Source organism: Akkermansiaceae bacterium, from assembly GCA_024233115.1.
Classification (GTDB): Bacteria; Verrucomicrobiota; Verrucomicrobiia; order Verrucomicrobiales; family Akkermansiaceae; genus Oceaniferula.
This window is the reverse complement of the sequence record JACKQB010000001.1, coordinates 21,797-47,548: the sequence shown is the minus strand read 5'-3', so window position 1 is coordinate 47,548 and position 25,752 is coordinate 21,797. Positions and strand designations below refer to the sequence as shown.

The window sequence follows — 25,752 nt, the reverse complement described above, 5'->3', positions numbered from 1 at the left end:
GAAAATCCGATTTCCCTGTCACTGTCGCTACTTTACAACCCCAGGTTCTGTTTCAACAATAACTCGAAAGTCCCTGTGTCTTTCGCCACCCCCTGCATGATTTTGGAGCCACCTATCAAGACCTTGGGCATCACCGGTGTTTCTCTAACAAATATTTTGTAGTCAGCCATATTTTCCTTGAGCACGGCATCGACCCAACCCGTATCCACCGCTTCCATTTTCTCTGCTCCCACGAGGCTGTAGGCCATGGCTTCCGCTGCCTCGTAGGGTTGGGTGTGGTATTCGAAGAGCCATGCGTGGAACTCCGCGAATTTCGATGGATCCGCCCGCCAAACCCTCAAGGAAAGCCTGGCAAATTCACACGCATTCCGATGACTCTCCACTCCGAGTGGCAAATTCGGGTTGCACTTGTTGTCCAGCGGCACGGCCAGGACAACCACGGCCAGCCTACCCGGGTACTTGGCCATGATTTTTTCCAGACTAACATGCACATCCCTGCACGCCTCACAGGTGTAGTCGAAATACTTTACGATGACATGCTCGGCATCGCCGCTTCCAAGATGCGGCAATGCATCGACGCGGTAGGATTTCCTGCCGTCAAAAAATGATACCAGGCGGCCTTCTCCAGCGGTGTGTATACTGTCGACAACGGCTCCTCCTGTTTCCGGGATATCCACTGTCACATCGTCCACGCGATGGGTTTCGGGCACCGGGCCAAAATACTGGACTGCCACCAGTCCCATCACTGACACGGCCGCCCCCCCCAGCGAGCCCAGCGCCATGCGGGCCACCCCACTTGCCTTGAATTCTAAAAAAAGAACCAGCGAACCTATCAGCACACCCAAGCCATGCATCGTCATGCAGTAGGGGCAGATGGCATGCAAGACAAACACCTGTAACGCGGTGAACCAGACGGCGGCGCCGATAAGTATCCAGGCGGCGAACATCCTCAACCACCGCGCCTTGGCACCCGCCAGCCATAGACTAACAAAAACAGCTGCGTAGAGCAGACACGAGAAAACACTCACAGGGATCGTCCCGAAAACCATCGACCACCTACTCCCTAACACATTGGCACATCCGCTACCGGCACCACAGCCTGCCAGCGAGTCAATCTCCCCGGTGAGTTTCCGGATGGTTAGCCACAAACTCAGGGAAAATGCGACAATCAGCAGCATGGCAACGGCCCGCTTCACCACCAGATTGCTATGTGCTGGTTTGCTCATGGGGAAAATGTCAACGATTCACACAGGCATGGCGAGTCAAAAGCCATGGCCGGGTCACTTCTCCCTATCGGGGCGTTCCGGGATACCGTTTTCATCGAGCGTCACGTAATCATCCCCCTCACGATTACGTCTCCACCCGTTGATGGCAAACAACAGGGTCAATGCCAGAAAGAAGATGGCCGTCTCCATCAGAAACGGGCTGGTGATCAGGGCCAGGCACATCCGCCCGAACTCACCGGAAAACCCCGGAAGATAAGCCGAGGCGGCAACAGCACCGAGGCAGAGGAAGAAAAAAATAATCAACCCGGAGCCTATGAGAATGTGTTTTTTACTTTCTTCCATCGGATCATAAAGCCCTCGCCCACGCACTTGGTGCGCAGCAAGCGTAGCGCCGGTGCCTCTGGTCGCACCCCCGGCGGCTCTTTTCAAGTCCAAAAAAAATGCGCATCCACCCTGGGAAGGCAAATGCACATGGAAAATTTATGACGGGTAAGCGCTGTGGCCTAGCCGCCGAAGAGACCCTTGGCCTTGTCGAGAAGACCGCCCGTGTCAGGCATTTCGCCGGATGCCACGGAATCAACCAGTCCTTGCATGTTTTCGGGCAGCTTGTCTTTGACAAAGCCGAGCACCATGTCGATGGCTTGTTGGCTGATCGCTTCGTCGAGGCCCAGCTTTTCCTTCAGTTGTTGTTTGAGTTCGTCCATTTTTTTATTGGTAGTTTGTTGGTTGAGAAAGAAAGTACCGGGAACAGGGGTCGAACCTGCACGCCCAAAGGGCACTAGATCCTAAATCTAGCGTGTCTACCAATTCCACCATCCCGGCTTGAAGCTATGTTTCTTTGTAAGACGGGCGGAATATAGTGAAACGCCGGATTATGGCAACCCGTTTCTTTCCGGAAGTTGTAGATCGTCGAAAGGGAGGAAAAGTCACAAACAAATCAAACCACATCCAAAGCCAGGGCCATCGCTTCGAGGGTGGTGTCAATCTCGTCATGACTGTGCGCCATGCTGATGAAACCGGTTTCGTATGGGCTGGGCGCCATGTAGACCCCCTGCTCAAGCATGGAGGTGAAGAACCTCCTGAATGCCGCCGTATCCGCCGTCATCACCGAATCCAGGTTGACAATCTCCTCACCCGTGAAGAAGAGGCAGAACATCGAGCCCACCCGGTTAAACCTGTAGTCGAGGCCCTTGGTTTGGAGCAACCCTCTCACGCCGGCTTCAAACCGGGCACCCAGCTGGTCTAACCGGGTATAACCATCCTGCTTCTCCATTTCCCGCAGTTGGGCGATACCCGCCGCCATCGCCAGTGGATTCCCGCTCAATGTCCCCGCCTGATAGACTGGGCCGTCTGGTGCCAGGCAGTCCATGATCTCGGCCTTGCCACCAAATGCACCTACGGGAAGCCCCCCGCCGATCACCTTGCCCATGGCCGTCAGGTCGGGCATGATGCCCTCCAACTCCTGGACCCCGCCTTTGGCAACCCGGAAGCCGGTCATCACTTCGTCAAAGATAAACACCGCCCCATACTCGGCGGTCACATCACGCAGGCCCTGCAAGTAGCCCTCCTTCGGAAAAATGAGCCCCGCATTGGCAGGATAGCTCTCGACGATCACCGCCGCAATCCGGTCGCCCATTTCCGCAAAAACCGCCCGCACTTGGTCAATGTCGTTGTAGGGCAAGATAATGGTTTCCGCTGCAAAAGCCGAGGGCACGCCAGCGGAATCAGGCTTCCCGTGGGTTAGGGCCCCTGAACCGGCGGCCACCAACAAGCTGTCGACGTGACCGTGGTAACAGCCCTCAAACTTAATGATCTTGTCACGCCCGGTATAGCCACGGGCCAGGCGCACCGCACTCATCGTAGCCTCGGTCCCCGAGTTCACCATCCTTACTTTTTCCACCGAGGGCACCCAGTCGACAATCAACCGGGCCATCTCAACTTCATACGGATTGGGAATGCCAAAGGACACCCCGTCTTTCGCGGCATTGTGTACGGCTTCGATCACGCACACGGGGGCGTGCCCCAGGATCGCCGGTCCCCAGGTGCCCACATAATCGATCATCTTGTTGCCATCGACATCCTCAATCCGGCAACCCTTCGCCCGGCGGACAAAAAACGGCTCGCCATCGACGTTCCGGAACGCACGGACTGGAGAATTGACACCACCCGGGATCAGTTCCTTGGCGGCTTTGAACAACTTGTTGGAAATATCTTGTTTCATCTTGAATCATGCCGACTCGCGGGCACCGCCACCCTGCGGCGGAAGTCCTCAATTTGCAAGACTCCAAATTGCTTGCAAAATTCACCTCCCCGGCGACGCTTTTATTCCAACGACATGAAGCAAAAAATCATTCTCACACTGGCTGGTATCGCTGGTTTGGCACTAGTGCCCCTCATCCACGCGCGGACCTGGACCAGTGCCGACGGAAAAAGCCAGTTCGACGGCGAATACGTAAGCAGCACCGGAACCTCGGTCACCGTTAAAAAAAACGGCATCCCGCGTACGTTCAAAATCGACCTCCTCTCCGAGGACGACAAAAAATGGATCGCGGAAAACAAGGAGCGTATCGCCAGGGAAACGAGGGAAAAGGCCGCAATGGGCAACATCGACGACCAGAAAATCGGTAAAAAGCTCAAAGGAAAAACAGTCCGTGCCGTGAATGGCAAATTTGTCAACGAAGACACCGGAAAAGTCCCGCAGTATTACCTGCTCTATTTCACCGCCAGCTGGTGAGGCCCCTGTCGTTCACACGCTCCACAGTTAGTGGCAGCCTACAACCAACGCATCGCCAACAACGACAAGGTAGAGTTCATCCACGTCAGTATGGACAACAGCAAGAAGGATGCCCTCGACTGGGCAGTGAAGGCCAGATTACCCTGGCTGCACGTCCTCAGCTCCAATGCACGAAGTGCCGGCATGATGAAATTCGCCCAAGGCGAGGGCGTGCCCCAATACTACCTCATCGATAAGGATGGCCAGCTCCTGGCTACCGGCGAGGGGGCGGCATTTGCTAAAATCGCAGAGCTCACCAAATAATCCACAACTCTCCCAATCACCCGGCACCCCGCCACGGGCTGCCGGGTTTTTTGTGCCAAAATTCATGCAATTTTCACGCAAGGTTCATCATGGTTTCACGTCGGGCTGACACATTCCACACCGTCAACCATCCCACATCACCATGATTATCCAAAAACTCGTCTACCTCCTCATCACCGCATCCCTGACCGCACTCGGGGTGCGCGCAGAAGATCATACGCTCGCCCCCTACTTCCAGATCATCAGTGCCGATTCAGCCACCGACAGCTTCCCGCTCAAGGCGAGTAAAGCCACGGTATCCATCTCCGGCACCATCGCCCAGGTCGAGCTTCGCCAGACCTATGCCAATGCCGGAGGCCATCCGATGGAAGCCATCTATGTCTTCCCCGGCTCCACACGCAGTGCTGTGCACGGCATGGAAATGAAAATCGGCGAAAAGGTCATCCGCGCCAAAATCCAGGAGAAGCAACAGGCCCGCACCACCTACGAAAAGGCCAAAGCGGAACACAAAACCACTTCACTGTTAGAACAACATCGACCCAATGTGTTCCAGATGAATGTCGCCAACATCCTGCCCGGCGATGAAGTCGAAGTGCTGCTGCGCTACACCGAACAGCTTGTCCCCACCGACGGGCATTACGAGTTTGTCATGCCCACCGTGGCCGGACCCCGCTTTTCCAACAAAGCTCAGGATTCTGAAAACAACTGGGTAGCCAACCCCTACCTCAAGCCGGAAACATCCTCCGCCGCCGCACCCCGGACTGCCTTTGAGTTCACCATGGACCTGCGCACCGGTTTGCCTCTGAAACAAGTCTACTGCACCAGTCACAACAACGAGGTCAAGTACCACGGCAGACAGCATGCGGCGCTGGTGATCGATTCAAAAACCGACTCCACCTGCATGAACCGCGATATCATCGTCCGCTACCGCCTGGCTGGAGATGCGATCGAAACAGGCCTCCTCCTCCATCAGGACGAGGAGGATGAGAACTTCTTCCTCATCAACGTCCAGCCGCCCGCCCGCGTTACCCCCGCGAACATCCCTGCGCGCGATTACCTGTTTGTAGTCGATGTCTCTGGCTCCATGAACGGCTTCCCGCTCCAAACAGCCGGTGAGTTGTTCAGCCATCTCGCCAAGGGGCTTCGCAGCACTGACACCTTTAACGTGCTCCTGTTCGCCGGAGGCAGCCAGACCTTCGCTAACCACCCGGTGCAAGCCACGGCCAATACGGTCCAAGACGCCATCCGCTTCATGACAGACACCCGCAGGCACGGCGGCGGCACCCAGCTGGTCAAGGCGCTGCAACGTGCCGTCGAAATGCCGGGCAGCGCAGAAAAATCCCGCTCGATCGTCGTCATCACCGATGGCTATATCGACTTTGAAGCCGAGGCTTTCGATCTCATCCGCAAGAACCGCGGCAACGCCAACCTGTTCTGTTTCGGTATCGGCTCGTCGGTAAACCGCCACCTGGTCGAAGGCATCGCCCGCATCGGCGCCGGGGAGCCGTTTGTGGTCACCCACCCCGGCGAAGCCAGGGACACGGCACGTCGTTTCAAGGAATACATCGAGTCGCCGGTCCTGACCCATGTCAAAGTCACCACGCAGGGTTTTGATACGGGCGCATTGCAACCATCCAGCATGCCGGATATTTTTGCAAATCGCCCGGTCAGCCTCTGTGGAAAATGGAGTGGTTCACCTCAAGGCCAAATCGTCATCACCGGACTCACGGGAGGTGGAAAAAAATACGAACACATCATCGATGTCGCCGAGTCTGTCCAACAGGGAAGTCATAACCCGGCCCTACGCAGCCTCTGGGCACGTGAACGTGTTAGAGAACTTGCCGATTATGCCAAACTCAACGAAACGGATGAAGCCGTCAAGGAAGTCACCAACCTCGGCCTTACTTACGATCTCCTCACACCCTACACATCTTTCGTCGCTGTCGATGAATCCCCGCGCACACCCGGCATGCCACTTGAGACCGTCAAACAGCCCAGCCCACTGCCCAAGGGTGTCTCCACCCAGGCCGTCTCCAGTGGTTCACCGGTGGTGTCAGGTGGCAGTGTCCCGGAGCCAGGCGGTGTCGCCCTCTTCTTTGTCAGCACCCTTGTCATCCTATTCCTACGCACACGCCGCTGCCCGGAATAGCCCCTGAAAACTAATCACTTATCACTTCTAACTTCCCCCATGTTGTGTGTGAGGAACTGCCTGAAAACGGCACTACCAGTCATCGGATTTACCGCCGCGTTCTGGCCACTGGCCATGTGGTATTTCCGGCGACTGGTAGACGGCGGCGACGAGCCGATGGGACTTGCCGTCCTGCTGCTCACGGCATGTATGATCTGGAAAAACAAACAGCCGCTACACAGTCGACCCCTCCTTGCCTCCAGTCTGTTTCTAACATACGGCCTGATCATCATTTTTCTCCCGCAGATTCCGCCCATGCTTCGCTGCATCCCCGCCCTGCTGACCCTGGTATTTTATTATGGCTGGCAGCGGCGTCCCGGATGGATGGCCCTGCTCTTTCTCTCCCTGCCGGTGGTCGCCTCCATGCAGTTTTACCTCGGCTATCCGATGCGCCTGGTCGCGGCCGAAGTCACCCATTGGCTACTCACGCCATGGGTCGATGGCTTGGTCCGGGAAGGCACCACACTTTCCGCCCACGGCAAAATCGTCGGCGTCGACCCGCCGTGCAGCGGCATCCGTATGCTGTGGTTCGGACAGGTGATCACCAATATCATCGCCTCCCTCACCCGGATGGCGTGGCCGCGGATGATCATTTTCAACATCACCGCAGTTGGCATGATCATCCTCTGCAACAGCCTGCGCGCCACCCTGCTCTATGCGCCAGAAAGCGGTATGTTTGATATCCCGGCATGGGCACACGAAGGTGTCGGTATCCTTTGTTACCTGCTGGCAGCCGTTCTACTCATCAAGCTGGCCACATGGAAAACATCATCCAGCCAATCACGCCTTGTTTCCACGCCATGAAACCATCCCTCTTGCTCTGTTTGTCAGGCATCATCCTCGGCGGCATCCAACTGACCCACCCGCCTGGCTCAACGATCCAATCACAACCCACACCCGTCAACTGGCCCGCTGAATTCGACGGCGAACCGCTAATCCGGCTCGATCAGACTGCATTTGAAAAAAGTTTCCAACGCGACTTCCCGGGAAGTATCGCCACCTTCCGTTGTGGGGGTAAACAAGTCATCCTGCGTCACATCACCACGGCCAGTAGAAAACTGCATCCGTCGTCCGATTGCTTGCGTGCTTCAGGCTATCACATCGGTGCCATGCGCATCCAAACCGATGACAAAAACCGGCAGTGGGCTGGCTACACGGCAATAAACCCAGACAACACCTACATCGTGTTAGAACGTATCATCGACACCCGTGGCAACACCTGGACCGATGTCTCATCGTGGTATTGGCACGCCCTCATCCATCCCGACCGTGCACCTTGGTTAGCCCAAACGGTCATCCAAGCAACACCGCCAATCTGATCAAGTTTTCTAAACGAATAAAAAACGATGTCAATCGGCGGCGGCGAGTAAATCGTCGATGCTGACAGTGCTGTCGGTATAGATTTTGACATTGCCCATATCCATCGCAAACAAGCTGTCGGTATTCCGGTTCACGCCCAAACGGAAATTTTGAAGTCCTCCGGGGTTGACGGTATTACTCCCGACCAGATTGGCGGCCCCATCAGGACTCAGCGTCACGTGGGAAGTGCCGTGGCCAATAATGCAATCCGTGGAACTTTGTTTTTCCTGGCAGACCAGTGAGTTGGGTAAAAATTTTCTCCAGATCAAAACCAAGGACAAGTGGTTATCCTCCGCATTTTTTTGCCAGGGTCATGCGAGACCTGCTGCCCACCCTATCCCGCCACACCCCTCGGTTCGCAGCCAAAACCACAAATCCATGAAATGATCCCGTCGCCGGATACGTTATAGGGTTATGGACGATACCACGGATTCAATGCATCGACGCAATTTCCTGAAAAAGGCGGCTACCATTGGCGGGGGCCTGACGATCCTTCCAAGCGGAGCACTCTTTGGCCAAGGCGCCAATGGCAAGCTCAACATCGCACTGATCGGCTCGTACGGCAGGGGCAAGGCCCACTGGTCGAGTATCGGCAAGGAACATGTCATCGCCATTTGCGATGTCGACGACAACCACATCGCCCTGGCCGCCAAGCAGTTTCCCAAGGCCAAACGCTACCACGACTGGCGCAAACTGCTCGACGAGGAAAAGACGCTCGACGCAGTGGTGATCTGCACACCCGACCACACCCATGCCTTTATCGCCAACTGGGCGCTGAACCGTAATCTCCACATCTACTTGGAGAAACCACTGGCGATCACCTGTGAGGAAGCCAGGATCGTCCGGGCCAATTACCTCAAACGCAGGGACAAGGTCGCTACCCAGGTTGGTATGCAGCGTCATGCGGGAGAAAATTTCAACCGCGTCCGCGAGCTGATCCAAGACGGTGCCATTGGAGAATTGAAGGACGTCCACGCCTGGGGCAACCGGCAGATCCCCAAACCCGGATACCTCCCCGCCGCAGGCACGCCTCCCAAGAACCTGAACTACGACCTGTGGCTCGGCCCCTCTCCCCACCACCCGTATAACCCGGGATACTTTGTCTCAAAACTGGGCCCCGGCTCCGGCTGCCTCAGCTGGAATATGTACTGGGACTTCGGTGCCGGACAAATCGGCGATATGGGCAGCCACACCATGGACCTGGCCTGGAATGCACTGGATGCCGATTTGCCCACCTGGGCCAAGGCGACCGGTGACAAGTACAACCCGGAGGTCACTCCCGTCAACATGACCTCATCTTTCGGAATCCCCGCCAACGACTGGCGGAAGGAGATCCGGCTCAGTTGGTACCAAGGAGGGGCGATGCCCCAATCGCCCGCCGATGTCATCGACCTCAGGAAAATCGGCCACGGCGTGATGTTCAAGGGCGACAAGGGTTTCCTGATCGCCGACTTCGGTCGACGCATCCTCATTCCCTACGGACGTAATGCGAATATGGGTTACTATGACCGCCGCGCCACCAAGGATATGATCCCCACCATGGGGCATTTCCAAAAACAGTGGGTCGATGCGGCTAAAACCGGCAACATGAAAACCGCCTGTGACTTTGATTACTCGTCCAAAATGATCGAGACCATGCTTCTCGGCCTAGTCGCCTACCGGGCCGGTGATCAAATCAAATACAACGGAGCCACCGGCAAATGCGACACCGCGGCAGCAACGGCTTTACTCTCGAAAAAATACCGCGACGGCTGGACCATCGACGGCTGATGGAAATGCCCTGACCAATACCAACTCAGCCAACTCAGAACCCAGAGATACATCAGTCGAATGCCCTTGGATCCTCCTGAAGTTTTTGAAGTGCCATGACATCCAGGCGGTCTTTCTCGCGCAGTGATTTACTTTTCAAGCTGATGAGGTCCTGTTTCGACGCATAGAGAATATGATACTCCTTGAGCTTAAACACATCGGCATTTTTCTTCAAATCCTCATATTTGCGTTCAGACATCACCGTAAAAACATCAATTTGCGATGCTTCAACGGTTTCAACAATGCGGATAGCACCTTCCTCGTCATCGAAATCCGCTATCCCCAAGCCACGGGCGAAACCCTCCCCGTAGCCTGACATGGTGTCTAGAAACGCCTGGATGTTTTCAGGTGTGTTATCGATGAGGATGTCCACATCTTCCGTAAGCCTAACATAACCATGCAAGGTAACCGCAATTCCTCCTACGAGGATGAAACGCACATTTGCCTCAGCTAGGCGCGCCAACAATTTTTCGAACGTAGGTTCCATCGTCGGTGGGGAGTTTGGCCGGGCCGCCTCTGAGAAGAGCCGCATTGCGGCGTAAAATCTCAAGACGCTGCAACGGAGGCAGTTCGGAGAGCGATCCTCCGACCACTTTCTTGGTTCGTTCACGAAGCTCCGATTCCATGGTTTGAGTATAGTCTCATTCCCCTACGGCGCAAGGTTTGTTGTTTAATCAAGGCGACACTATTGCGGCACCTGACAACCAGCCAACAGCTATTTTAACGACCCATGGGGCATTTCCACTGCACTCTGCCATGTAGATGCGCTAGACATCTAACGCTTTTTGTTGCGCGTATTCTGCTACAAACCAAAGATTGGACAAACGTTTCATCCACCCTTTCACGCCCACTCATTCTATCACATCCATGACATACTCCAGCAGCATGCTCTGGAGAAAAAGGTAGAACCGGTCCCTGAAATAGGCACTGCGGAGTTCGGGGGCGGCTTCGGGGCCGGGTCCCTCGATCCCGTCAATGGCTGCCAGCTTGTACCTTGCCTCGAGTGAGAGGCGGGCCTGGTTGATGGCACCATACCATTTTTCGGCCTGGGGCCGGGTGATGAATACCGCTCGCTCGTTGTGGTCCCGCGCGTGTGTGATCGCGGCGCCGACGTAGCGGCACTGGCTGTTGAAGTTTTCCTCAAGATCCGGCACGACATATTCCTCCCAGTCACTGTCCGCATCCATCAAATCCGCCAGCGACTCCGCGAGGTGGGCAGGCCTGACAGCATCCGAGCAGATAATCTCCAACTCCATCCAGTCGGATTCGGATTCAGGGATGATACACAACCCGCCTTCGAGTGTGGGAAGGACTTTCATATTGCTTTTTCCATGGTGGTTTGAAGTTGCCAACTATGGAGCTGTTGCACGTAGAATTCGGCTTTTTCACGGGTGCCGGTCCAGACGACTGATCTCCCCAGGGTATGCACCTCCATCATCAGGGATTCGGCACGGGCCTGGGGGTATCCGAAGACACGTTTGAAAACCATGGTTACGTAGCTCTGCAAATTCACCGGATCATCCAGAACAACGACATTCCAAGGCAGGTCTTGCTGCTTCCTGGTTTTTTGTTTTTTCTTGGTGGTGGGGTTTGAGCTGGGCATCGGCGATACTTTGGAAGAGGTAAGCTGGAAGAGCTAGGAATCAAGGGAAATCACATCGTCCAACAGGATAAGTCACGAAAAGCCCTGCCTAACCAATCAGAAACATCCCCGGCCGTCAGCGACTGGGCTGACGCATTCCCATGGCTGATGGCAAGCTCGGCCGCACGACCGCACAACCATGCCCCCATGCGGGCGGCATCCACGCTGTCGAGACCTTGGGCCAGCAACGCCGCAATCACCCCCGTGAGCACATCGCCTTGTCCTCCGGATGCCATGCCGGAATTACCCGTGCCGTTGAGGTAGATGGCTTTACCGGACCTCGCTATCAGGCTGCGTGCGCCCTTGAGTAACAAAACCGACCCTTCATACGTGTTGGTGAATTTCTCACATGCATCGAGTCGGTCCATCATAGCCCACCCCGGAAACAGCCGTGCCCATTCCCCTGGGTGAGGCGTCAGGATGGTGTTGGCTTTGATATACGGACCGGCCCCTGCGTGCGCGATGCGATTCAAGCCATCGGCATCGATGACCAGCGGGATGGCCGTTCTTTGGAGCAGTGACAAAAGCTCACCGTCGCCGGCATCGGCTGCTGCGCCGAGACCTGGTCCGACGGCGAGGGCATCAAACCGGGAAGGATCCATGGCGTTGAGCGAATCAATGGGAGTCAACATCACCTCCGGTGGCAGCATCGGGGCCATCACCGGATAGAGGGACGGATCGGTAAACAGGGTCACCAGCCCGGCCCCTCCACGCAGTGCGCCCGTGGCGCACAATACGGCAGCACCTAACATCCCCTTTGCGCCAGCGACGATACCTACCCTGCCTGCATCGCCTTTGTGAAAACCATGGGGTCGACGCGGCAAGACACCTTGCAGGCTATGCACGTCATTGAGCGTGGGTGATTGATCATCGGGGATTGGCAATTCCGCAATCGGCACCGTTTCAATCGAACCGGTATGATTGACTGCCGGGGTAAAAAACAACCCGGCTTTGGGCACGCCAATGGTTAATGTTAGGTCCGCGATTACCGCTCCATCGGTCACCTCTCCGGTATCTCCATTGAGCCCCGAGGGAATGTCCATGGCGATGGTTTGGGCGTGGTGGGATTCCCTGGTGCGGTTCATCCATGCTGCCAGCTCGGCCAGGGGTGGACGTAGCGGCCCCTTGGCACCGATACCTAACAAACCATCCAGCAAAACCAATGCACCACCCGTGCCGGTGTCAGGCAAGAGGGAGTTCACCGGGCAGTCGGGTAGCTGGCGCCATTTTTTGCGCGGCAGTACACCGAGTTCGGTAGGGGCGTGCAGGCAGCGGATTCCTATTTTCCACCCTGCCTCTGCGAGATAGCGGAGCGCCACCAGCGCATCACCGCCGTTATTTCCCGAGCCTATGCAGGCGACAGCCGTACCTGGAACGTGGTATCTCCGCAGAATGGCGGCGGCGATACCACAACCGGCTTTTTCCATCAGCCCTTCGGGGGTGGAGCCTTGTTTAAAAGCATCCTCCTCCAAGCGCCGCATTTCCGCACATGTGATACTTCCCATACCGTTGCCAATCAAACCACAGGGCGGATCAAAATACGATCACGAACTTTGCCACCGGTCAAACACCGGCCATGGCGGCCAGCTTGTGGTTCAGCGCAATCGAACTACGCAGACTTTGCATCTGTGCCACCAGATGGGCGTGGTCTTTGCAAATTTTTGTGCAAACCGGATCACTGCCGGCGTGATTACTAACATAACGCCCGATTTCGCAGTGGTGCTCCTTCATTTCCAGGTCTATCAAACCGATATCCGCTGTGAGCTTGGACATATCGCGGTTGGCTTTGCCAATACTCTGGTAGGCGCTGGATGCCTCCACACGCAATTTTTTACGATCTTCGGCAATGGCCTCCTCGATACGCCTTATCTTTTCGTCAAGAACATGGATGCGCTCACCCACCTCATCGCGTTGGGCTTTCAGGGCGGCAAAATCGACTTTATACCCGGCCAGTTTACTGCGTTCGAGCTTGATGATCTCCGCAGTACCCGCCTCACCACTCAGGACCTGGACCTTGGTGCGGGAGGCATCGAACTTACGTCTGATCTGCTGCGCCTGGGCGATGATTTTATCGCGTTCAGCAATGAGCGACTCGGAGTTGGATATCAGGGCGTCGCGTTTTTTCTCCAGGGCGAGGCACGCCTGGTTGGTTTGATTTAGAATGGCATTGCGCTCTTCATGGGAGGTATCCAGAACGGCACCGGCCTGGGCCGCCAATTCCTGCAGTTTATCCCTCTGGATCGTCAGCTTGCGCAGGTTCCAGTATTCCACACTGAGAGCCTCGATTTCCTCGGCCTGCTCCCAGACGTCCTCACCGAGGATTTCCTCGGCCATACGTAGCAGATGCATCTCGTCGGCGGCCTCGGAGAGCCGCTTGTTCTTCCGGTGAAGGCCAAACGACAGCAACAGGCGGGCTATCATGTAGCGTGTGCTGTTCATCGGTAATTAGAGTGACGGATCGGGGAGCGGGCTAGTCACATTCAGGCTACTTTTTGTTGACCATTTTCTGGAGACTCTGGACCACGCTGATGTCCTCGAGGGTGGTCATGTTGCCGGTGGCTGTGCCGGTGGCAACGAGTTCCTTGAGAAGGCGGCGCATAATCTTACCAGATCTTGTTTTTGGCAAGGCTGGGGTGAAATAAATATCATCCGGTTTGGCGATGGCTCCAATCACTTTGCCGACGTGGTCACGCACCTCCTTGAGCAAGGCGTCGCTTTCCTTGATGCCTGACTTCAAGGTGACAAAGGCGCAGACAGCCTGGCCTTTGATCTCGTGGGGTCGGCCGACCACGGCGGCCTCGGCGACGGCCTTGTGTGCGACGAGTGCACTTTCGACTTCGGCGGTGCCGAGGCGGTGGCCGGAAACGTTGAGGACGTCATCGAGTCGGCCGACAATCCAGAAGTTCCCTTTTTTATCGCGGCGTGCTCCGTCGCCGGCGGTGTACATACCCGGGTAGTCGCCCCAGTAGGTGTCCTTGTAGCGTTGTTTATCGCCATAGATGGTGCGCAGCATACCGGGCCATGGCTTGCGGATGACGAGGCGGCCGCCTTCGTTGGCTTTGCATTCCCCACCGGTTTCATCAAGGATGGCGGCATCGACGCCGAAGAACGGCAGCGTTGCGGTGCCCGGCTTGATCGGTGTGCAGCCGGGCATGGGGGAAATCATGATGGCGCCGGTCTCGGTCTGCCACCAGGTGTCGACGATCGGGCAGCGTCCGCCGCCGATCTTGTTGTAGTACCACATCCAGGCCTCCGGATTGATTGGCTCCCCGACGGTTCCTAACAAACGGAGTGATGACAGGTCGTGTTTTTCCACCAGCGCATCACCGGCCTTGATGAAGGCGCGGATGGCGGTCGGGGCGGTGTAGAAAATGGTGACGCCGTATTCCTCGACAATCTGCCAGAAGCGGGAGAAATCGGGGAAGTTCGGGGCACCTTCATACATGACCTGGGTGACCCCGTTGAGCATCGGCCCGTAGGTGATGTAGGAGTGGCCGGTGATCCAGCCGACGTCGGCTGTACACCAGTAAACGTCATCATCGCGCATGTCGAAGATGTACTTGCAGGTCGAGTAGGTATTGACCATATAGCCGCCTGTGGTGTGGAGAATCCCCTTGGGCTTGCCGGTGGAGCCGGAGGTGTAGAGAATGAAAAGGGGATGCTCGCTGTCGAAGGATTTTGCCTTGTGGGTGCCGGCAACCTTGGCGGCTTCTTCGTGAAGCCAGACATCGCGGCCCTTTTTCATCTTCACCTCATTGCCGGTGCGCTTGAGAACGATGACTTTTTTGACCGTCTTGTCTTTTTCCAAGGCCTCGTCCACGTTGGCCTTGAGGTCGATGACACCGCCACGACGCCAACCACCGTCGGCGGTGATGACACAGCTCGCCTGGGAGTCCTCGAGGCGGTCCTTGATCGATTCAGCGGAAAAACCACCGAAGACGATGGAGTGGACTGCGCCGATGCGGGCGCAGGCGAGCATCGCGATACTGGCCTCGGCAACCATCGGCATATAGATCAGCACACGGTCCCTGGCCTTGACACCATGGGCTTCCAACACGTTGGCAAAGCGGCAGACCTCGCGCAGCATCTGGCTATAGGTCAGGGTGCGTTTGTCGCCCGGCTCACCTTCCCAGATGATGGCGGCCTTGTTACCCCGGCCTTCGTTGACATGGCGGTCGACACAGTTGACGCAGATGTTGGTTTTACCTCCGACAAACCACTTGGCGTAGGGGGCTTTCCAATCGAGCACCTTGGTCCAATTTTTATCCCACTGGAGTTCCTTGGCCTCGCGCGCCCAGAAGACCTCGGGATTCTCCACCGACTCCTTGTGCAGTTTTTTATACTGCGCCATGCTGGAGATGCGGGCTTTTTGGGAAAATTCCTTGGAAGGTTTGAATTCGCGGTCTTCGCTGAGGTGGCTTTCGATGTTGTTGCTCATGAATGGTCGAGGTTAATGGGATATTCTTTGGAGAAACTAAACAGTGGGCAGCGGAAGGACAAACTACTTTTTTCGCCGACGGAATACTTTTTTCGCCGACTTCCCAGCCAGCGTGCCGGATGGCTTGCTGGGAGAGAATTTCCGGACTGCCTTTTTGGCTGTTTTGCGGGCTGTTTTTTTACCTGCCGGGCGTTTGCGCGCAGCGCGGATGACATCCTCGGGAACTTTCCGGGCTTTGGGATTCTGCTGGATGGCCTCGATTTCCGCTGCCTCGAGCGTGCGCCAGCGGCCGAGCTCGAGGCCGCCGCCTTCGAGCATTCCGATGCGGGTGCGCACCAGCTTGGTCACCTTCAGGTGCACCGCCTCGAACATGTAGCGGATCTGGCGTTTCAGCCCGGTTTCCAAGACGACGCGGACACGGCGTGGGGAAACGCGGCGCACCGACTTCGCCTTGGCGCGGCCCTCGGGTGTATGGACACCGTTGATCAAGTGGTCGATCACCTCGTTGGAAAACGCCTGGTTGACCGTGACAAGGTATTCCTTCTCCACCTTCTGACGAGGATGGGTCAGCTTCAAGGCCAGCTCGCCGTCGTTCGTGAGGATGAGCATGCCTTCGGACTCCTTATCCAGCCGGCCGACATTTTTCAGGTGCCTCATCTTGGGTGGGAGGATGTCGTAGATCGTCTGACGGCCCAGTTCATCGCTGGCGGTGCAAACAAGGCCGGGGGGTTTGTTGAGCAGAATGACCTCGGTCGTTTTGGGGCTGACGTTTTTCCGCCCGACGCGCACCACGTCATCGGGTCCGATGCGGGTTGCGGGATTGATGCAGCGACTGTTGTTCACTGAAACCCCGCCTTCCAGAATCATGGTATCACATGCCCTGCGGGAACCCACGCCACAGGAGGCGAGGTATTTATTGAGTCGGATGCCTTGAGTTTCTGATGACATGATGTTGTGTTTTAAGTTTTAAATTCCAAACTCCAATTTTCAAATACCAAATTTGGAGACTTGGGTTGTCGCGTACAGAGCCTTTGGCTCACGCGGCGGGTGTGTTCAGTGGGATTTTTGGGTGTAAGCACGTGCAGCGAAGCTGTTTTACGTGGGGGGGATCTCGACGGGGAGAGGCGGGCGGGACGCCCACGCTCCCTTCCATAAAAAACCCGCCCGATGATTTTCATGGGGCGGGTTTGAAGGAATATGGTGGGTTGCGGCTTAGGCCTCGGGCTTGGTTTTCGGCAGGCCGATCGGACTCTTGCCTTTTTTCCACTGGCCGCGCTCCTTAAGCAGTTTGATACGCTCGAATCGCTTGAGCACGGAACGTTTTCCACCGGCACCGCCGGACAACTTGAGTGATGAATGTTTGGACATAGCTTTTTAGGTTGGCTGTGTTGAATAAGTCGGGGATTAACGTTTGGAGAACTGGAACTTCTTGCGGGCGCCGGGCTGGCCGTATTTCTTACGCTCCTTCTGGCGAGGGTCGCGGCGCATCAGGCCGGCTTCCTTGAGTGCGGGGCGGAGTTCCTCATCCTGAGCAACAAGAGCACGGGAAATTCCGAGGCGGATGGCACCGACCTGGCCTGCGATCCCGCCACCTTTGACGACGACTTTGACGTTGTATTTATTGACGAGATTGCACTTTTGGAATGGCTCGAGAACCGAGTTCTGGAGGGTGACGGTAGGAACGTAATCCTCGAAAGGGGAGTTGTTGACAGTGATCCGTCCGGTTCCCGGGGTGACCCAAACACGGGCAACGGATGTTTTGCGGCGACCTGTGGCGCAGTATGTAGTGGCTTCGCTCATGAGATGATGTAGTTAAAGATTGATGATTGACCGTGTAATTAAGCGATTTCGTAGACTTCCGGCTGCTGCGCCTCGTGGTTGTGCTCGGCACCAACAACGACCTTGAGCTTTTTGTAAATGGCGTCACCCAGCTTGTTGTGGGGGATCATACCGCGGACAGCACGCTCAAGCAGGAGCTCGGGGCGGCGGACGCGGACTTTCCTGGGAGTCTCGACTTTCTGATTACCTACGTAACCGGTGTAGCGCGTGTAGATTTTCTCACTCTCCTTGTTGCCGGTCAGGACAACTTTTTCAGCGTTGGTGATGATGACGTAGTCACCGGTATCAACGTGCGGGGTGAAGATGGTTTTGTTTTTACCGCGCAGGAGATTGGCGGCTTCAACAGCGACACGACCAAGCACCTTGTTTTCGGCGTCGATCACATACCATTTGCGCTCAACATCCTGAGCTTTGGCTGAAAAAGTTTTCATTGTTCTTTTTTTTGGTTGTTAGTTGGTGACTGAACTGCCTGATTGACACGCAATCCAGTCGGCTTCCCAGGGCGGAAACGTCCACCCACCTCATGTCGAGGGGCGCGCAAACTAGGAGTGAGGCAATGACATGTCAACCCAAATCTAGGGGAGTTTTAAAAATTCCACCTTGCCACCGGTCCGGGCGGGAGCGGATATTTGACAAGCTGGCCAAGATTGCGCAAGTTCGGGGCCGTGGAGAACAAGCAGCCAGAAGAAAACGATGCCAACACACGGGCCATCGACCCTGATTCATTCCGCCAGCGACTCTGGAAGGTGGTTTTCGAAGCCGAGACCCCAAGTGGCAAATTTTTCGATATCGCCCTGCTTTGTGTCATCGGACTGAGTGTCCTGGCGGTCATGCTCGAGAGTGTCGATCCTATTGCAGCGAAGTATCACCATCTGCTCATCGTCGCGGAATGGGTGTTTACAGTTATCTTCACCTTGGAATACCTGCTGCGGATCTGGTTGGTTCGCCGTCCCGCCGGCTATATCTTCAGTTTCTATGGCATCGTCGACCTCTTCTCCTGCCTCCCCAGCTATCTGGCCCTGATATTCGCGGGTGGGAGCCACTTTGCTGTGATCCGGCTGCTCAGGTTGCTGCGGATGTTCCGGGTTCTCAAAATGGTGCATCACGTCCGTGGTGCAGACACCATATTACGGGGACTGGCGGCCTCGCGTGCAAAAATCACCGTGTTTTTCTTTGCCATGCTGATTTTTGCCATGATCGCCGGCACCTTGATCTTCTTGGTTGAATCGGGTGTCGAGGGCTCCCAGTTTACCAGCATCCCGGTGAGTATTTATTATGCGGTCGTATCCATCACAACCGTGGGGTATGGTGACTTGACCGTACAAACGCCCCTGGGCCAGCTGATCACCTCATTCATGGTTCTGGCAGGTTACGCCATCATCGCGGTGCCAACGGGAATTGTTGCGGGGGATATGGTGCGTGAGGCCATGAAACAGGACGCAACCACCGATGCATGCCCGGGGTGTGGTGTCCACGGGCACCTGCTTGACGCCGTTTACTGTCGGAAATGCGGGGAAAAACTCAAATAACCGCCCCATTTCCAGATTTCCCGGGTCGGTTTCATATATTTTAGTTCCAATCAGCCCATGTTATATGATTGAGTGGGTTCATGTGGATATGGTCAAAACTCTCTGGTGCCCAGTGGATGGATGCGTGGGAGGACCGTTTTTACGGCAATCCGAACACGGTGATCACCAAACTGAAGGCCCATAAGACGATCCGGGTCGAGGTCTATACCAAAACGGAGCAGGAGGCGCAGAAAATCAAAAAACAGTTCGGTGGCAGCATCCGTAAACTGGTTCACAAAAATTGGGCCGCCGTCACCGAACCTCTACGAGCGCCCATCCGCATCCGCAGCTCTGTGATCATCACAGGCTCGCGCGACGACGATGCACGCGGAAAACTCGCGGCGGAATTTCCAGGCCGACACATCATCCAGATTCCCGCCGACATGGCATTCGGCACCGGCGACCACGCCACCACCTCGACCTGCATGCGATTGCTTGTGGATATAGCCAAGGAGCGAGCCAACACCGACTGGGATATGCTTGACCTCGGCACCGGCAGTGGAGTCATCGCCATTGCCGCCCGGATGCTGGGTGCCCACCACTGCCACGGGATGGACTTCGACCCCCAGGCAATCAAGGTCGCCCGCCGCAATGTCCGCCGCAACGGGGTCAGCCTGGTCAAAATGACTGAGGCTGATGTGCTCAAGTGGCAACCGGACCGCAGCTGGCCCGTAGTCGTCGCCAACATGTTTTCGACCATCCTCCAACAAGCATTCCCTATGATCGTAAGGAGCATGGAGCAGATGGGCGACCTCGTCATCTCCGGCATCCTTCACGACCAATGGGACGAAACCCGTGCAGTCGCTGAAAAATACGGACTCAGATTCTCCAAAGTGATCCGCAAGGGCAAGTGGACCACAGCCCGGGCGCGCCGTGCGGGTGATGGCGGATAGTGGATGGCGGATGATTGGATTCGCCATCATTCATCCGCCATCATAAGGGTTTTAGCTTGCATCGGCGAAATCATCAGATAACTAGTCCTCACCATCTCGTAGGGGGGTGCTTGTGAAAACCACTGTTGCCCCTGTTGCGGGAGCTAACATACCCAACTGTTTTTAACTGTTTTCAACCACAAAGCACCATGGAATCCATCTCATCACGCGTTAACGAGGTCACCCCTTCTCTCACCCTTTCAGTCACCAATCAAGCCAAGGCCATGAAGGCCCGGGGCGAAGAAATCTACGGCCTGGCCGGTGGCGAGCCTGATCAGGACACACCTGATTTCATCAAACAGGCCGCCGTCGAGGCACTGAGCGCAGGAAAGACAAAATACACCCCTGCCGCAGGTATCCCCGAGCTGCGCGAGGGTATTGCCAACAAACTCAAGGAGGACAACGGCATCGACTACGACCCGCGCCAGGTGGTCGTCAGCTGCGGAGCCAAACAAGCCTGTTTCAATGCCATCCTCGCCGTCTGTGAAGAAGGTGACGAAGTCATCATCCCGTCACCCTACTGGGTCAGCTACCCTGAGATGGTCCGCCTCGCGGGGGCCGTTCCCGTTTTCGTGGAAACCACCGCCGAGAACAACTGGAAGATCACACCCGAGCAGTTCGAGGCAAACATGACCGGCCTCACCAAGATGATCATCCTCAACACACCCGGAAACCCGACCGGTTCCGTGTACACCGCAGACGAACTCCGCGCCCTCGGTGAAGTCGCCCTGTATGAGGACATCATTATCCTGGCCGATGAAATTTACGAGCACCTCGTCTACGGTGAAGCCAAGCACACCAGCATTGCCTCCCTGGGAAAAGACCTCTACGACCTGACGATCACCGTCAACGGATTTTCCAAGGCCTACTCGATGACCGGATGGCGCGTTGGTTATTCCGCCGCCCCCAAACCCCTTGCGGAGGCCATCTCCATGATTCAAGGACACACCAGCTCGAATGCCACGACTTTCGCCCAGTATGGTGCCCTGGCGGCCCTTCAAGGCGGCAAGGATTTCATCACGGACCTCAATGCCGAGTATGATGTGCGCCGGCAGTTTGTCTATGGTCGGCTCAGTGCCATCCCCAACATCAAGGTCACCGAGCCCCAGGGCGCATTTTACTGCCTCATTGATACCACTGAACTCGGTCTCCAGTCGGTCAACCTCTGTGATAAATTACTGACCCGCTACCGTGTCGCCGCCGTTCCTGGTATTGCCTTCGGAAACGACAACAGCGTCCGCTTGAGCTACTGCACCACACTTGACGTGCTGAACGAGGGTCTGACCCGTTTCGAGGAGTTCTGCAAGGCGCACTGACCGCTGCGCGGAAACTCCAAGCTTTAAACTCCAACCTCCGTCGCCAAGGCTATGGAGGTCAAGAATTTCAAATTTTCAGCACGGTAGGCCTTACGGCTTACCGTGTTTTTTTAGGGGTAGGAAACGTGAGCCAATACGAGGCCATCGGCAGGGGCACAGAAAGGAGATCGACCATGGGGAAGGCCGGGTGGTTGATCGAGTAACGATTGAAGATCGTCGAGACGCAATCGACCTTGGGCGGCATACACGGCAGCGCCTGTCAGGAGACGCGCCATCTTGTAGAGAAACCCGCTTCCCGTGTAGCTCAGCCGGTAGCCGTTCTCAGTGGTCGCCAGTTTGCAAACCCGCAAGTTTCGCTGGTAACTGGTTGACTCTGTTTCATTGCCACGTTTCGCGGCAAAGGCCATGAAGTCGTGCTCTCCTTGTAAAATCTCCAGAGCCTGCTCCAGCGACACCGGGTCCAACTGCCGGGGCAAATGCCATGCCAGCCCAGCCATGAGTGGGGGTAAAACCGGAGCCAGACAAAGGTCATAGGTGTATGTCTTTTCGCTGGCTGAAAAACGCGCATGGAAATCGGCGGCAACCTCTTCACAGTCCATCACCCGGATTGTCGACGGCAGCTTGGTATTCAATGCCGGCACCCAGTTAAACGGGTTCATCGTCAACCCGGCAGGCACATCAAAATGAGCCACCTGTCCGGCAGCGTGCACCCCCGTATCGGTCCGACCCGACCCATGGATACGGACCCTTTCCTTGGCGACTCCGGATACTGCCTTTTCGATCAAATCCTGCACGGTGTTGCCACCCGGCTGGGTCGCCCAGCCTTCAAAGGGCCTGCCATCATAGGCTATGGTCAATTTCAATCGCACGCACGAGCTTAGGCATATCTCAAAAAAGAAACAACCCCGCCTTATTCAAGACGAGGTTGCTTCTTTTGATGGCGGATAGCGAATCACATCCTGAATCATCCACCATCCGAAATGAGCCATCCGCTATCGCCCGAAGGGCTCCATCCGCCATCGCGTGTGGAGCGCGCTTACTGCCCCCGTCCAAAAAGCACGATGTAGATTGTTTTCACAATGATGATGGCATCCAACACCATCGAATGTTTTCTGACGTAGTAGAGGTCATAGTTCAATTTTTCCACCGTATCTTTGTCACTGGCACCGTAGGAATAATTGACCTGTGCCCAGCCGGTAATCCCAGGCTTCACCGCATGGCGAAAATGATAGTAGGGGAACTTTTGTTCATAGCCTCTGACCAGCTCCGTCCATTCGGCCCGTGGCCCGATCAAGCTCAAGTCCCCCTTGAGCACATTCCAGAACTGGGGGAGCTCGTCGAGTCGGGTCTTACGCAGAAATTTTCCAACCGGAGTCAGGCGTGAGTCGTTTTTCTCCGTATACATCGAGCCCTTCTCGGACCTCACTTTCATACTACGGAATTTGTAGAGAGTAAATGGCACCTCCCTTTTGCCGACACGCTCTTGTTTGAAAATAATGGGCCCCTTACTCGTTGCCCAAACCAGGATGCCGATGATGACAAAAACGGGGGCGAAGACAATCAAACCCGTCAGGCCGAAGATGATATCGCCAAAGCGCTTAACCCGGTCATAGGTGACATTCTTGTTGAGCAAAAACCCCTCCTCCAGTGCCCAGGCCATCGTTACCTCACTCGGTGGTATAATCATCAACTTCTCCCGCAGATAGGCTTCATACGAGCATACGTTATTACCACTGAACTGGGCCACGGCCAGGCGCTTGACAAGGTCTTCCGGGAGATCGCTGAGCGGGCTCGCCACCACGTAGTTTTCCACGTAGCGCCCATGCATTGATGAGTTGAAAGCGATCTCCTCGATGGGTTCCACCAATGGGGAGCCCGAATCACCTTCGACCAGATTGTTGCCGACATCCTTCCCGAACGGGTCAACCACGATCACCTCATACGTCGATCGCCTCTCCTTCAAGCGCCTATAGAGGTCCACTGCCGCCCAACCAGCCCCGATGATACAGAGGGCATTGCCTTTTTGGTAGGCCAGTTTAATTTTTGCCAGGCAATAACGGTAGGCGATCGATATGACGGGAAAGACAATCAACGTCGCTGCCACGACGCTTCGTCCGGAGTTCATTTTGTATCCATATGACACAAACGAATAGATCGCAAAGAAGACACCAACAAACACGCCTATCGACACGATGATATGTTCGCTGATAAACCTGAATCGACTGCTATCGGTGAAGTAAGAATACCCCCCGATCATCGCAACGCCAGTAATGCTAGCGAACTCGATCACAGCCAACACCCTTCTACTGACAGCCTGGGCAATTTCCACATCGTATCTTAAAGCAACCACGATGCTGAAAATGGCGGCGATCAACAGCACGTCGGTCATGAGCAGAACCAGCGGATACTCGTGCCGGACAAAAGCTCGCTTCCAATGAACCACCCCCTGAACTCCTTCCATGTCGGCCTCAAATAAGGAGCCAACGGAAACGTCTCTCGGAGCAGTTTGCGGCATCGTGTCTTTCATACGATCCGTATGCTCTGGATGGTCGGACTGTGGGGGCATGTGTGTGTTGTTGTTGAATCCCGATGCCAAGCGGGAGCGTCATTACCACTACTTTTCATCAAACGTCAAATGGATTATACCCAGCTTCCACCAGATCATGATCCGGCTTATTCCTGATCATCGGACACTGCGGCCTTCAGCAGTTTCGTGTATTGCGCCACCTTGACCCTATCTCCAATTTCACTATAGGCGCGCACCAGCAACTGTAAAAACCTCGCACGGTATGAGCCGGATATTTTATCGAGGTGAGGTTCGACCAAAATGGGAATTTCCGCCCATCGTTGCCTATTGGATAAAATAATGCTTTGCGTGTAAAGGTTGCGATCAAACATTGATGCATCAATCATCGAGGCCATCTTCAGCAAGCGTAGCGCCCGTCGCCAAAGAGCCTCATTCTCAAGCGACAGTCGAAACGGGTTCAGGGCCCCCTCTTTTGGAGCCTGGGCAACATTGATGGCCACAAACTCTACCACCCTCATCGAGTTTGGCTCCAATGCAAAAGCAATACGGAAATGAAAATCCGCCTCATCCATCAGGTCCTTTTTCCAAGCATCCAAACCCAGAAAGACGTGAGCGATCGCCACACCATCGCCATTGACCAGCGCATCCCGCATTTGTTGTTCCGTCAAGCCGCCGCTTGAGTCCAGATTACTGGCAGACAGCACCAAGCCCCCCATACGATAGGGCACCTCATCCACAGAAATTGCCTTCTCCAGGTAGATCAACGCTTTGCGACGTTCAATTTCGTCACTGTCCTGGAGCAATATTTTCCCCACCACCATATAGCAGCCTACTAACAAGGGCTTGAGTATTTCATCGTCAGGGCTCACCCGCATTTTATCCTCCAGCTGCACAGACAGTCCTAACAACTCTTTCTTCACCCCACTCAAACTGCCCCCTAGATCAGAAAGCACAGTGAGAGCATCCAACCGGTCTTTGAAATACTTGTCCTTTTCAGGATTCTCTTCATCCATCCGATGCAATACATCAGTAGCCAATGAATAAGCCTTGTCTTTATCCCCATCCGCCAAGTAGAGACTGGCCTTGAGAGTTCCAATACCGTAGTCATTTGACTTAAGCTCGTCGAGAATTGATATGGCCTGCTGGTAACGGCCTTGTTGGAAATAGATATTCACCAACTGCACCTTCATCGGATCAGGATTGTCACTTAACAGGATGGCCTTTTTTATATGCTCGACCGCCTGGGTAATATTGGCCTCGCCAGAGGCTCTGATCGACAGCAGTCGTGATGCCTGCCACATGTGCGCCCTCGGGGAGTTCAATTCCCCGGTCAACCTGGCCAACAACAAATCCCGACGTGGTATATTGCCATTTTCGTGAGCTGCGATCATTGATGCAAAGAGCAACGGCTCGTCCCGTTCATAGGCTGGGTTCATCAGCAGCTTACCCGCCAGGAAATCGGCTACTTTATAATTCCCCTGACCGGTTGCGTTCAGGAGACTTTTCCGATAGTCACCGTAAAGCTCTTCATCCGTCTGGCTTTTGGCGAGAAAAAGTGTCGAAAAGATCCAGATCAACACTAACAACAACGGGGATCCGATCAACAGCTTCTTCCATGGCCTGGTGGATATCCAGTAACGAAGGAAATCCGCCAATTGTTTGAATGGTACCGCTAAAAATCCGAATCTGCGGCGGATCAACAGACCCAGTTCATCAGGTACGAGCCGGGATAATTGCCAGCCAACATACTTCGGAAACTGGCTCAGTAGAGCCAAAGCGTAACGTAGTTTGGAAATACGTTTGAGCCTTGTTAACCTGGGATGACTATAGGGGTTGTTCATTATCTGCGAGCCCTTGGTACGATGGCGGAT

Annotated in this window: 28 protein-coding genes and 1 tRNA gene; 9 read left to right on the top strand and 20 right to left on the bottom strand. The window is 55.4% G+C overall.

Annotated features, from left to right (window positions below; genetic code table 11):
• Nucleotides 1-32: 32 nt before the first annotated feature.
• The 5 genes from H7A51_00240 to hemL all read right to left on the bottom strand — a co-directional run bounded on the left by H7A51_00240 (nucleotide 33) and on the right by hemL (nucleotide 3,447).
• Complete coding sequence (locus H7A51_00240) at nucleotides 33-1,226, bottom strand: thioredoxin domain-containing protein (GenBank protein ID MCP5534645.1); 1,194 nt, start codon at nucleotides 1,224-1,226, stop codon at nucleotides 33-35.
• A gap of 54 nt (nucleotides 1,227-1,280) precedes the next feature.
• Nucleotides 1,281-1,568: a hypothetical protein gene (locus tag H7A51_00235; GenBank protein MCP5534644.1), complete on the bottom strand. Its 288-nt coding sequence runs from the start codon at nucleotides 1,566-1,568 to the stop codon at nucleotides 1,281-1,283.
• Between the two features lie 161 nt (nucleotides 1,569-1,729).
• Nucleotides 1,730-1,930, bottom strand: a complete 201-nt coding sequence (locus H7A51_00230; GenBank protein MCP5534643.1) for a DUF2267 domain-containing protein — start codon at nucleotides 1,928-1,930, stop codon at nucleotides 1,730-1,732.
• A gap of 35 nt (nucleotides 1,931-1,965) precedes the next feature.
• Nucleotides 1,966-2,048: transfer RNA gene (locus H7A51_00225), tRNA-Leu, on the bottom strand.
• A 115-nt stretch (nucleotides 2,049-2,163) separates the two neighbouring features.
• Nucleotides 2,164-3,447: a glutamate-1-semialdehyde 2,1-aminomutase gene (gene hemL, locus H7A51_00220; GenBank protein ID MCP5534642.1), complete on the bottom strand. Its 1,284-nt coding sequence runs from the start codon at nucleotides 3,445-3,447 to the stop codon at nucleotides 2,164-2,166.
• A gap of 114 nt (nucleotides 3,448-3,561) precedes the next feature.
• On the opposite strand from hemL, the gene H7A51_00215 reads away from it, so the two are divergent.
• The 5 genes from H7A51_00215 to H7A51_00195 all read left to right on the top strand — a co-directional run bounded on the left by H7A51_00215 (nucleotide 3,562) and on the right by H7A51_00195 (nucleotide 7,770).
• Nucleotides 3,562-3,960, top strand: coding sequence for a hypothetical protein (locus H7A51_00215; protein MCP5534641.1), 399 nt, complete (start codon nucleotides 3,562-3,564; stop codon nucleotides 3,958-3,960).
• Nucleotides 3,961-3,990: 30 nt separating this feature from the next.
• Nucleotides 3,991-4,263 (top strand): hypothetical protein, encoded by a 273-nt coding sequence (locus tag H7A51_00210; GenBank protein ID MCP5534640.1) that lies wholly within the window; start codon nucleotides 3,991-3,993, stop codon nucleotides 4,261-4,263.
• A gap of 142 nt (nucleotides 4,264-4,405) precedes the next feature.
• Complete coding sequence (locus H7A51_00205) at nucleotides 4,406-6,412, top strand: VWA domain-containing protein (protein ID MCP5534639.1); 2,007 nt, start codon at nucleotides 4,406-4,408, stop codon at nucleotides 6,410-6,412.
• 39 nt (nucleotides 6,413-6,451) lie between these two features.
• The gene (locus H7A51_00200) at nucleotides 6,452-7,255 is read left to right on the top strand and encodes an archaeosortase/exosortase family protein (GenBank protein ID MCP5534638.1); all 804 of its coding nucleotides are present in this window, start codon (nucleotides 6,452-6,454) and stop codon (nucleotides 7,253-7,255) included.
• Nucleotides 7,252-7,770 (top strand): hypothetical protein, encoded by a 519-nt coding sequence (locus H7A51_00195; GenBank protein ID MCP5534637.1) that lies wholly within the window; start codon nucleotides 7,252-7,254, stop codon nucleotides 7,768-7,770. The genes H7A51_00200 and H7A51_00195 overlap by 4 nt, the downstream gene beginning before the upstream one ends.
• Nucleotides 7,771-7,800: 30 nt before the next feature.
• Here the strand turns inward: H7A51_00195 and H7A51_00190 are convergent, their stop codons facing one another.
• Nucleotides 7,801-8,079, bottom strand: a complete 279-nt coding sequence (locus H7A51_00190; protein ID MCP5534636.1) for a hypothetical protein — start codon at nucleotides 8,077-8,079, stop codon at nucleotides 7,801-7,803.
• Between the two features lie 145 nt (nucleotides 8,080-8,224).
• Between H7A51_00190 and H7A51_00185 the strand changes: the two genes are divergently transcribed.
• Nucleotides 8,225-9,580 carry a Gfo/Idh/MocA family oxidoreductase gene (locus tag H7A51_00185; GenBank protein ID MCP5534635.1) on the top strand — a complete coding sequence of 452 codons (1,356 nt, stop codon included), beginning with the start codon at nucleotides 8,225-8,227 and terminating at the stop codon, nucleotides 9,578-9,580.
• A gap of 52 nt (nucleotides 9,581-9,632) precedes the next feature.
• On the opposite strand, the gene H7A51_00180 is transcribed toward H7A51_00185, so the two are convergent.
• The 11 genes from H7A51_00180 to rplM all read right to left on the bottom strand — a co-directional run bounded on the left by H7A51_00180 (nucleotide 9,633) and on the right by rplM (nucleotide 17,969).
• Complete coding sequence (locus tag H7A51_00180; GenBank protein MCP5534634.1) at nucleotides 9,633-10,106, bottom strand: hypothetical protein; 474 nt, start codon at nucleotides 10,104-10,106, stop codon at nucleotides 9,633-9,635.
• Nucleotides 10,066-10,245 (bottom strand): hypothetical protein, encoded by a 180-nt coding sequence (locus H7A51_00175; protein ID MCP5534633.1) that lies wholly within the window; start codon nucleotides 10,243-10,245, stop codon nucleotides 10,066-10,068. Before H7A51_00175 ends, H7A51_00180 begins: the two co-directional genes overlap by 41 nt.
• A 225-nt stretch (nucleotides 10,246-10,470) precedes the next feature.
• A complete protein-coding gene (locus H7A51_00170) occupies nucleotides 10,471-10,938 on the bottom strand; it encodes a hypothetical protein (GenBank protein ID MCP5534632.1) in 468 nt (155 codons plus the stop codon).
• Nucleotides 10,935-11,222: an ATP-dependent Clp protease adapter ClpS gene (gene clpS, locus H7A51_00165; GenBank protein MCP5534631.1), complete on the bottom strand. Its 288-nt coding sequence runs from the start codon at nucleotides 11,220-11,222 to the stop codon at nucleotides 10,935-10,937. Before clpS ends, H7A51_00170 begins: the two co-directional genes overlap by 4 nt.
• Nucleotides 11,223-11,272: 50 nt before the next feature.
• Entirely contained in the window at nucleotides 11,273-12,766 is a 1,494-nt protein-coding gene (locus H7A51_00160; protein ID MCP5534630.1) for an NAD(P)H-hydrate dehydratase, read from the bottom strand.
• Nucleotides 12,767-12,824: 58 nt separating this feature from the next.
• Nucleotides 12,825-13,700 carry a hypothetical protein gene (locus tag H7A51_00155; protein MCP5534629.1) on the bottom strand — a complete coding sequence of 292 codons (876 nt, stop codon included), beginning with the start codon at nucleotides 13,698-13,700 and terminating at the stop codon, nucleotides 12,825-12,827.
• 46 nt (nucleotides 13,701-13,746) lie between these two features.
• A complete protein-coding gene (gene acs / locus H7A51_00150) occupies nucleotides 13,747-15,699 on the bottom strand; it encodes an acetate--CoA ligase (GenBank protein ID MCP5534628.1) in 1,953 nt (650 codons plus the stop codon).
• 63 nt (nucleotides 15,700-15,762) lie between these two features.
• Nucleotides 15,763-16,647, bottom strand: coding sequence for an rRNA pseudouridine synthase (locus tag H7A51_00145; protein ID MCP5534627.1), 885 nt, complete (start codon nucleotides 16,645-16,647; stop codon nucleotides 15,763-15,765).
• A gap of 264 nt (nucleotides 16,648-16,911) precedes the next feature.
• Complete coding sequence (locus H7A51_00140) at nucleotides 16,912-17,067, bottom strand: small basic protein (GenBank protein MCP5534626.1); 156 nt, start codon at nucleotides 17,065-17,067, stop codon at nucleotides 16,912-16,914.
• A 36-nt stretch (nucleotides 17,068-17,103) separates the two neighbouring features.
• Nucleotides 17,104-17,499, bottom strand: coding sequence for a 30S ribosomal protein S9 (rpsI, locus tag H7A51_00135; protein MCP5534625.1), 396 nt, complete (start codon nucleotides 17,497-17,499; stop codon nucleotides 17,104-17,106).
• 38 nt (nucleotides 17,500-17,537) lie between these two features.
• A complete protein-coding gene (rplM, locus tag H7A51_00130; GenBank protein MCP5534624.1) occupies nucleotides 17,538-17,969 on the bottom strand; it encodes a 50S ribosomal protein L13 in 432 nt (143 codons plus the stop codon).
• Nucleotides 17,970-18,248: 279 nt separating this feature from the next.
• Here rplM and H7A51_00125 point away from each other — a divergent pair, with 279 nt between their 5' ends.
• From H7A51_00125 to H7A51_00115, 3 genes are all read left to right on the top strand, one after another.
• The gene (locus H7A51_00125; GenBank protein MCP5534623.1) at nucleotides 18,249-19,067 is read left to right on the top strand and encodes an ion transporter; all 819 of its coding nucleotides are present in this window, start codon (nucleotides 18,249-18,251) and stop codon (nucleotides 19,065-19,067) included.
• 80 nt (nucleotides 19,068-19,147) lie between these two features.
• Nucleotides 19,148-19,999, top strand: coding sequence for a 50S ribosomal protein L11 methyltransferase (locus tag H7A51_00120; GenBank protein MCP5534622.1), 852 nt, complete (start codon nucleotides 19,148-19,150; stop codon nucleotides 19,997-19,999).
• Between the two features lie 188 nt (nucleotides 20,000-20,187).
• Nucleotides 20,188-21,354: a pyridoxal phosphate-dependent aminotransferase gene (locus tag H7A51_00115; protein MCP5534621.1), complete on the top strand. Its 1,167-nt coding sequence runs from the start codon at nucleotides 20,188-20,190 to the stop codon at nucleotides 21,352-21,354.
• 110 nt (nucleotides 21,355-21,464) lie between these two features.
• Here the strand turns inward: H7A51_00115 and truA are convergent, their stop codons facing one another.
• The 3 genes from truA to H7A51_00100 all read right to left on the bottom strand — a co-directional run bounded on the left by truA (nucleotide 21,465) and on the right by H7A51_00100 (nucleotide 25,722).
• Nucleotides 21,465-22,223 (bottom strand): tRNA pseudouridine(38-40) synthase TruA, encoded by a 759-nt coding sequence (gene truA / locus H7A51_00110; protein MCP5534620.1) that lies wholly within the window; start codon nucleotides 22,221-22,223, stop codon nucleotides 21,465-21,467.
• Nucleotides 22,224-22,390: 167 nt separating this feature from the next.
• Nucleotides 22,391-23,920 (bottom strand): sugar transferase, encoded by a 1,530-nt coding sequence (locus H7A51_00105; protein ID MCP5534619.1) that lies wholly within the window; start codon nucleotides 23,918-23,920, stop codon nucleotides 22,391-22,393.
• Between the two features lie 107 nt (nucleotides 23,921-24,027).
• The gene (locus H7A51_00100) at nucleotides 24,028-25,722 is read right to left on the bottom strand and encodes a hypothetical protein (GenBank protein MCP5534618.1); all 1,695 of its coding nucleotides are present in this window, start codon (nucleotides 25,720-25,722) and stop codon (nucleotides 24,028-24,030) included.
• Between the last annotated feature and the right edge of the window lie 30 nt (nucleotides 25,723-25,752).

Coding starts and splice junctions, on each gene's coding strand:
- H7A51_00240 (MCP5534645.1), bottom strand. CDS start 1,226: ATGAGCAAACCAGCACATAGCAATCTGGTGGTGAAGCGGGCCGTTGCC.
- H7A51_00235 (MCP5534644.1), bottom strand. CDS start 1,568: ATGGAAGAAAGTAAAAAACACATTCTCATAGGCTCCGGGTTGATTATT.
- H7A51_00230 (MCP5534643.1), bottom strand. CDS start 1,930: ATGGACGAACTCAAACAACAACTGAAGGAAAAGCTGGGCCTCGACGAA.
- hemL (MCP5534642.1), bottom strand. CDS start 3,447: ATGAAACAAGATATTTCCAACAAGTTGTTCAAAGCCGCCAAGGAACTG.
- H7A51_00215 (MCP5534641.1), top strand. CDS start 3,562: ATGAAGCAAAAAATCATTCTCACACTGGCTGGTATCGCTGGTTTGGCA.
- H7A51_00205 (MCP5534639.1), top strand. CDS start 4,406: ATGATTATCCAAAAACTCGTCTACCTCCTCATCACCGCATCCCTGACC.
- H7A51_00200 (MCP5534638.1), top strand. CDS start 6,452: ATGTTGTGTGTGAGGAACTGCCTGAAAACGGCACTACCAGTCATCGGA.
- H7A51_00195 (MCP5534637.1), top strand. CDS start 7,252: ATGAAACCATCCCTCTTGCTCTGTTTGTCAGGCATCATCCTCGGCGGC.
- H7A51_00185 (MCP5534635.1), top strand. CDS start 8,225: ATGGACGATACCACGGATTCAATGCATCGACGCAATTTCCTGAAAAAG.
- H7A51_00180 (MCP5534634.1), bottom strand. CDS start 10,106: ATGGAACCTACGTTCGAAAAATTGTTGGCGCGCCTAGCTGAGGCAAAT.
- H7A51_00175 (MCP5534633.1), bottom strand. CDS start 10,245: ATGGAATCGGAGCTTCGTGAACGAACCAAGAAAGTGGTCGGAGGATCG.
- H7A51_00170 (MCP5534632.1), bottom strand. CDS start 10,938: ATGAAAGTCCTTCCCACACTCGAAGGCGGGTTGTGTATCATCCCTGAA.
- clpS (MCP5534631.1), bottom strand. CDS start 11,222: ATGCCCAGCTCAAACCCCACCACCAAGAAAAAACAAAAAACCAGGAAG.
- H7A51_00160 (MCP5534630.1), bottom strand. CDS start 12,766: ATGGGAAGTATCACATGTGCGGAAATGCGGCGCTTGGAGGAGGATGCT.
- H7A51_00155 (MCP5534629.1), bottom strand. CDS start 13,700: ATGAACAGCACACGCTACATGATAGCCCGCCTGTTGCTGTCGTTTGGC.
- acs (MCP5534628.1), bottom strand. CDS start 15,699: ATGAGCAACAACATCGAAAGCCACCTCAGCGAAGACCGCGAATTCAAA.
- H7A51_00145 (MCP5534627.1), bottom strand. CDS start 16,647: ATGTCATCAGAAACTCAAGGCATCCGACTCAATAAATACCTCGCCTCC.
- H7A51_00140 (MCP5534626.1), bottom strand. CDS start 17,067: ATGTCCAAACATTCATCACTCAAGTTGTCCGGCGGTGCCGGTGGAAAA.
- rpsI (MCP5534625.1), bottom strand. CDS start 17,499: ATGAGCGAAGCCACTACATACTGCGCCACAGGTCGCCGCAAAACATCC.
- rplM (MCP5534624.1), bottom strand. CDS start 17,969: ATGAAAACTTTTTCAGCCAAAGCTCAGGATGTTGAGCGCAAATGGTAT.
- H7A51_00120 (MCP5534622.1), top strand. CDS start 19,148: ATGTGGATATGGTCAAAACTCTCTGGTGCCCAGTGGATGGATGCGTGG.
- H7A51_00115 (MCP5534621.1), top strand. CDS start 20,188: ATGGAATCCATCTCATCACGCGTTAACGAGGTCACCCCTTCTCTCACC.
- H7A51_00105 (MCP5534619.1), bottom strand. CDS start 23,920: ATGCCCCCACAGTCCGACCATCCAGAGCATACGGATCGTATGAAAGAC.
- H7A51_00100 (MCP5534618.1), bottom strand. CDS start 25,722: ATGAACAACCCCTATAGTCATCCCAGGTTAACAAGGCTCAAACGTATT.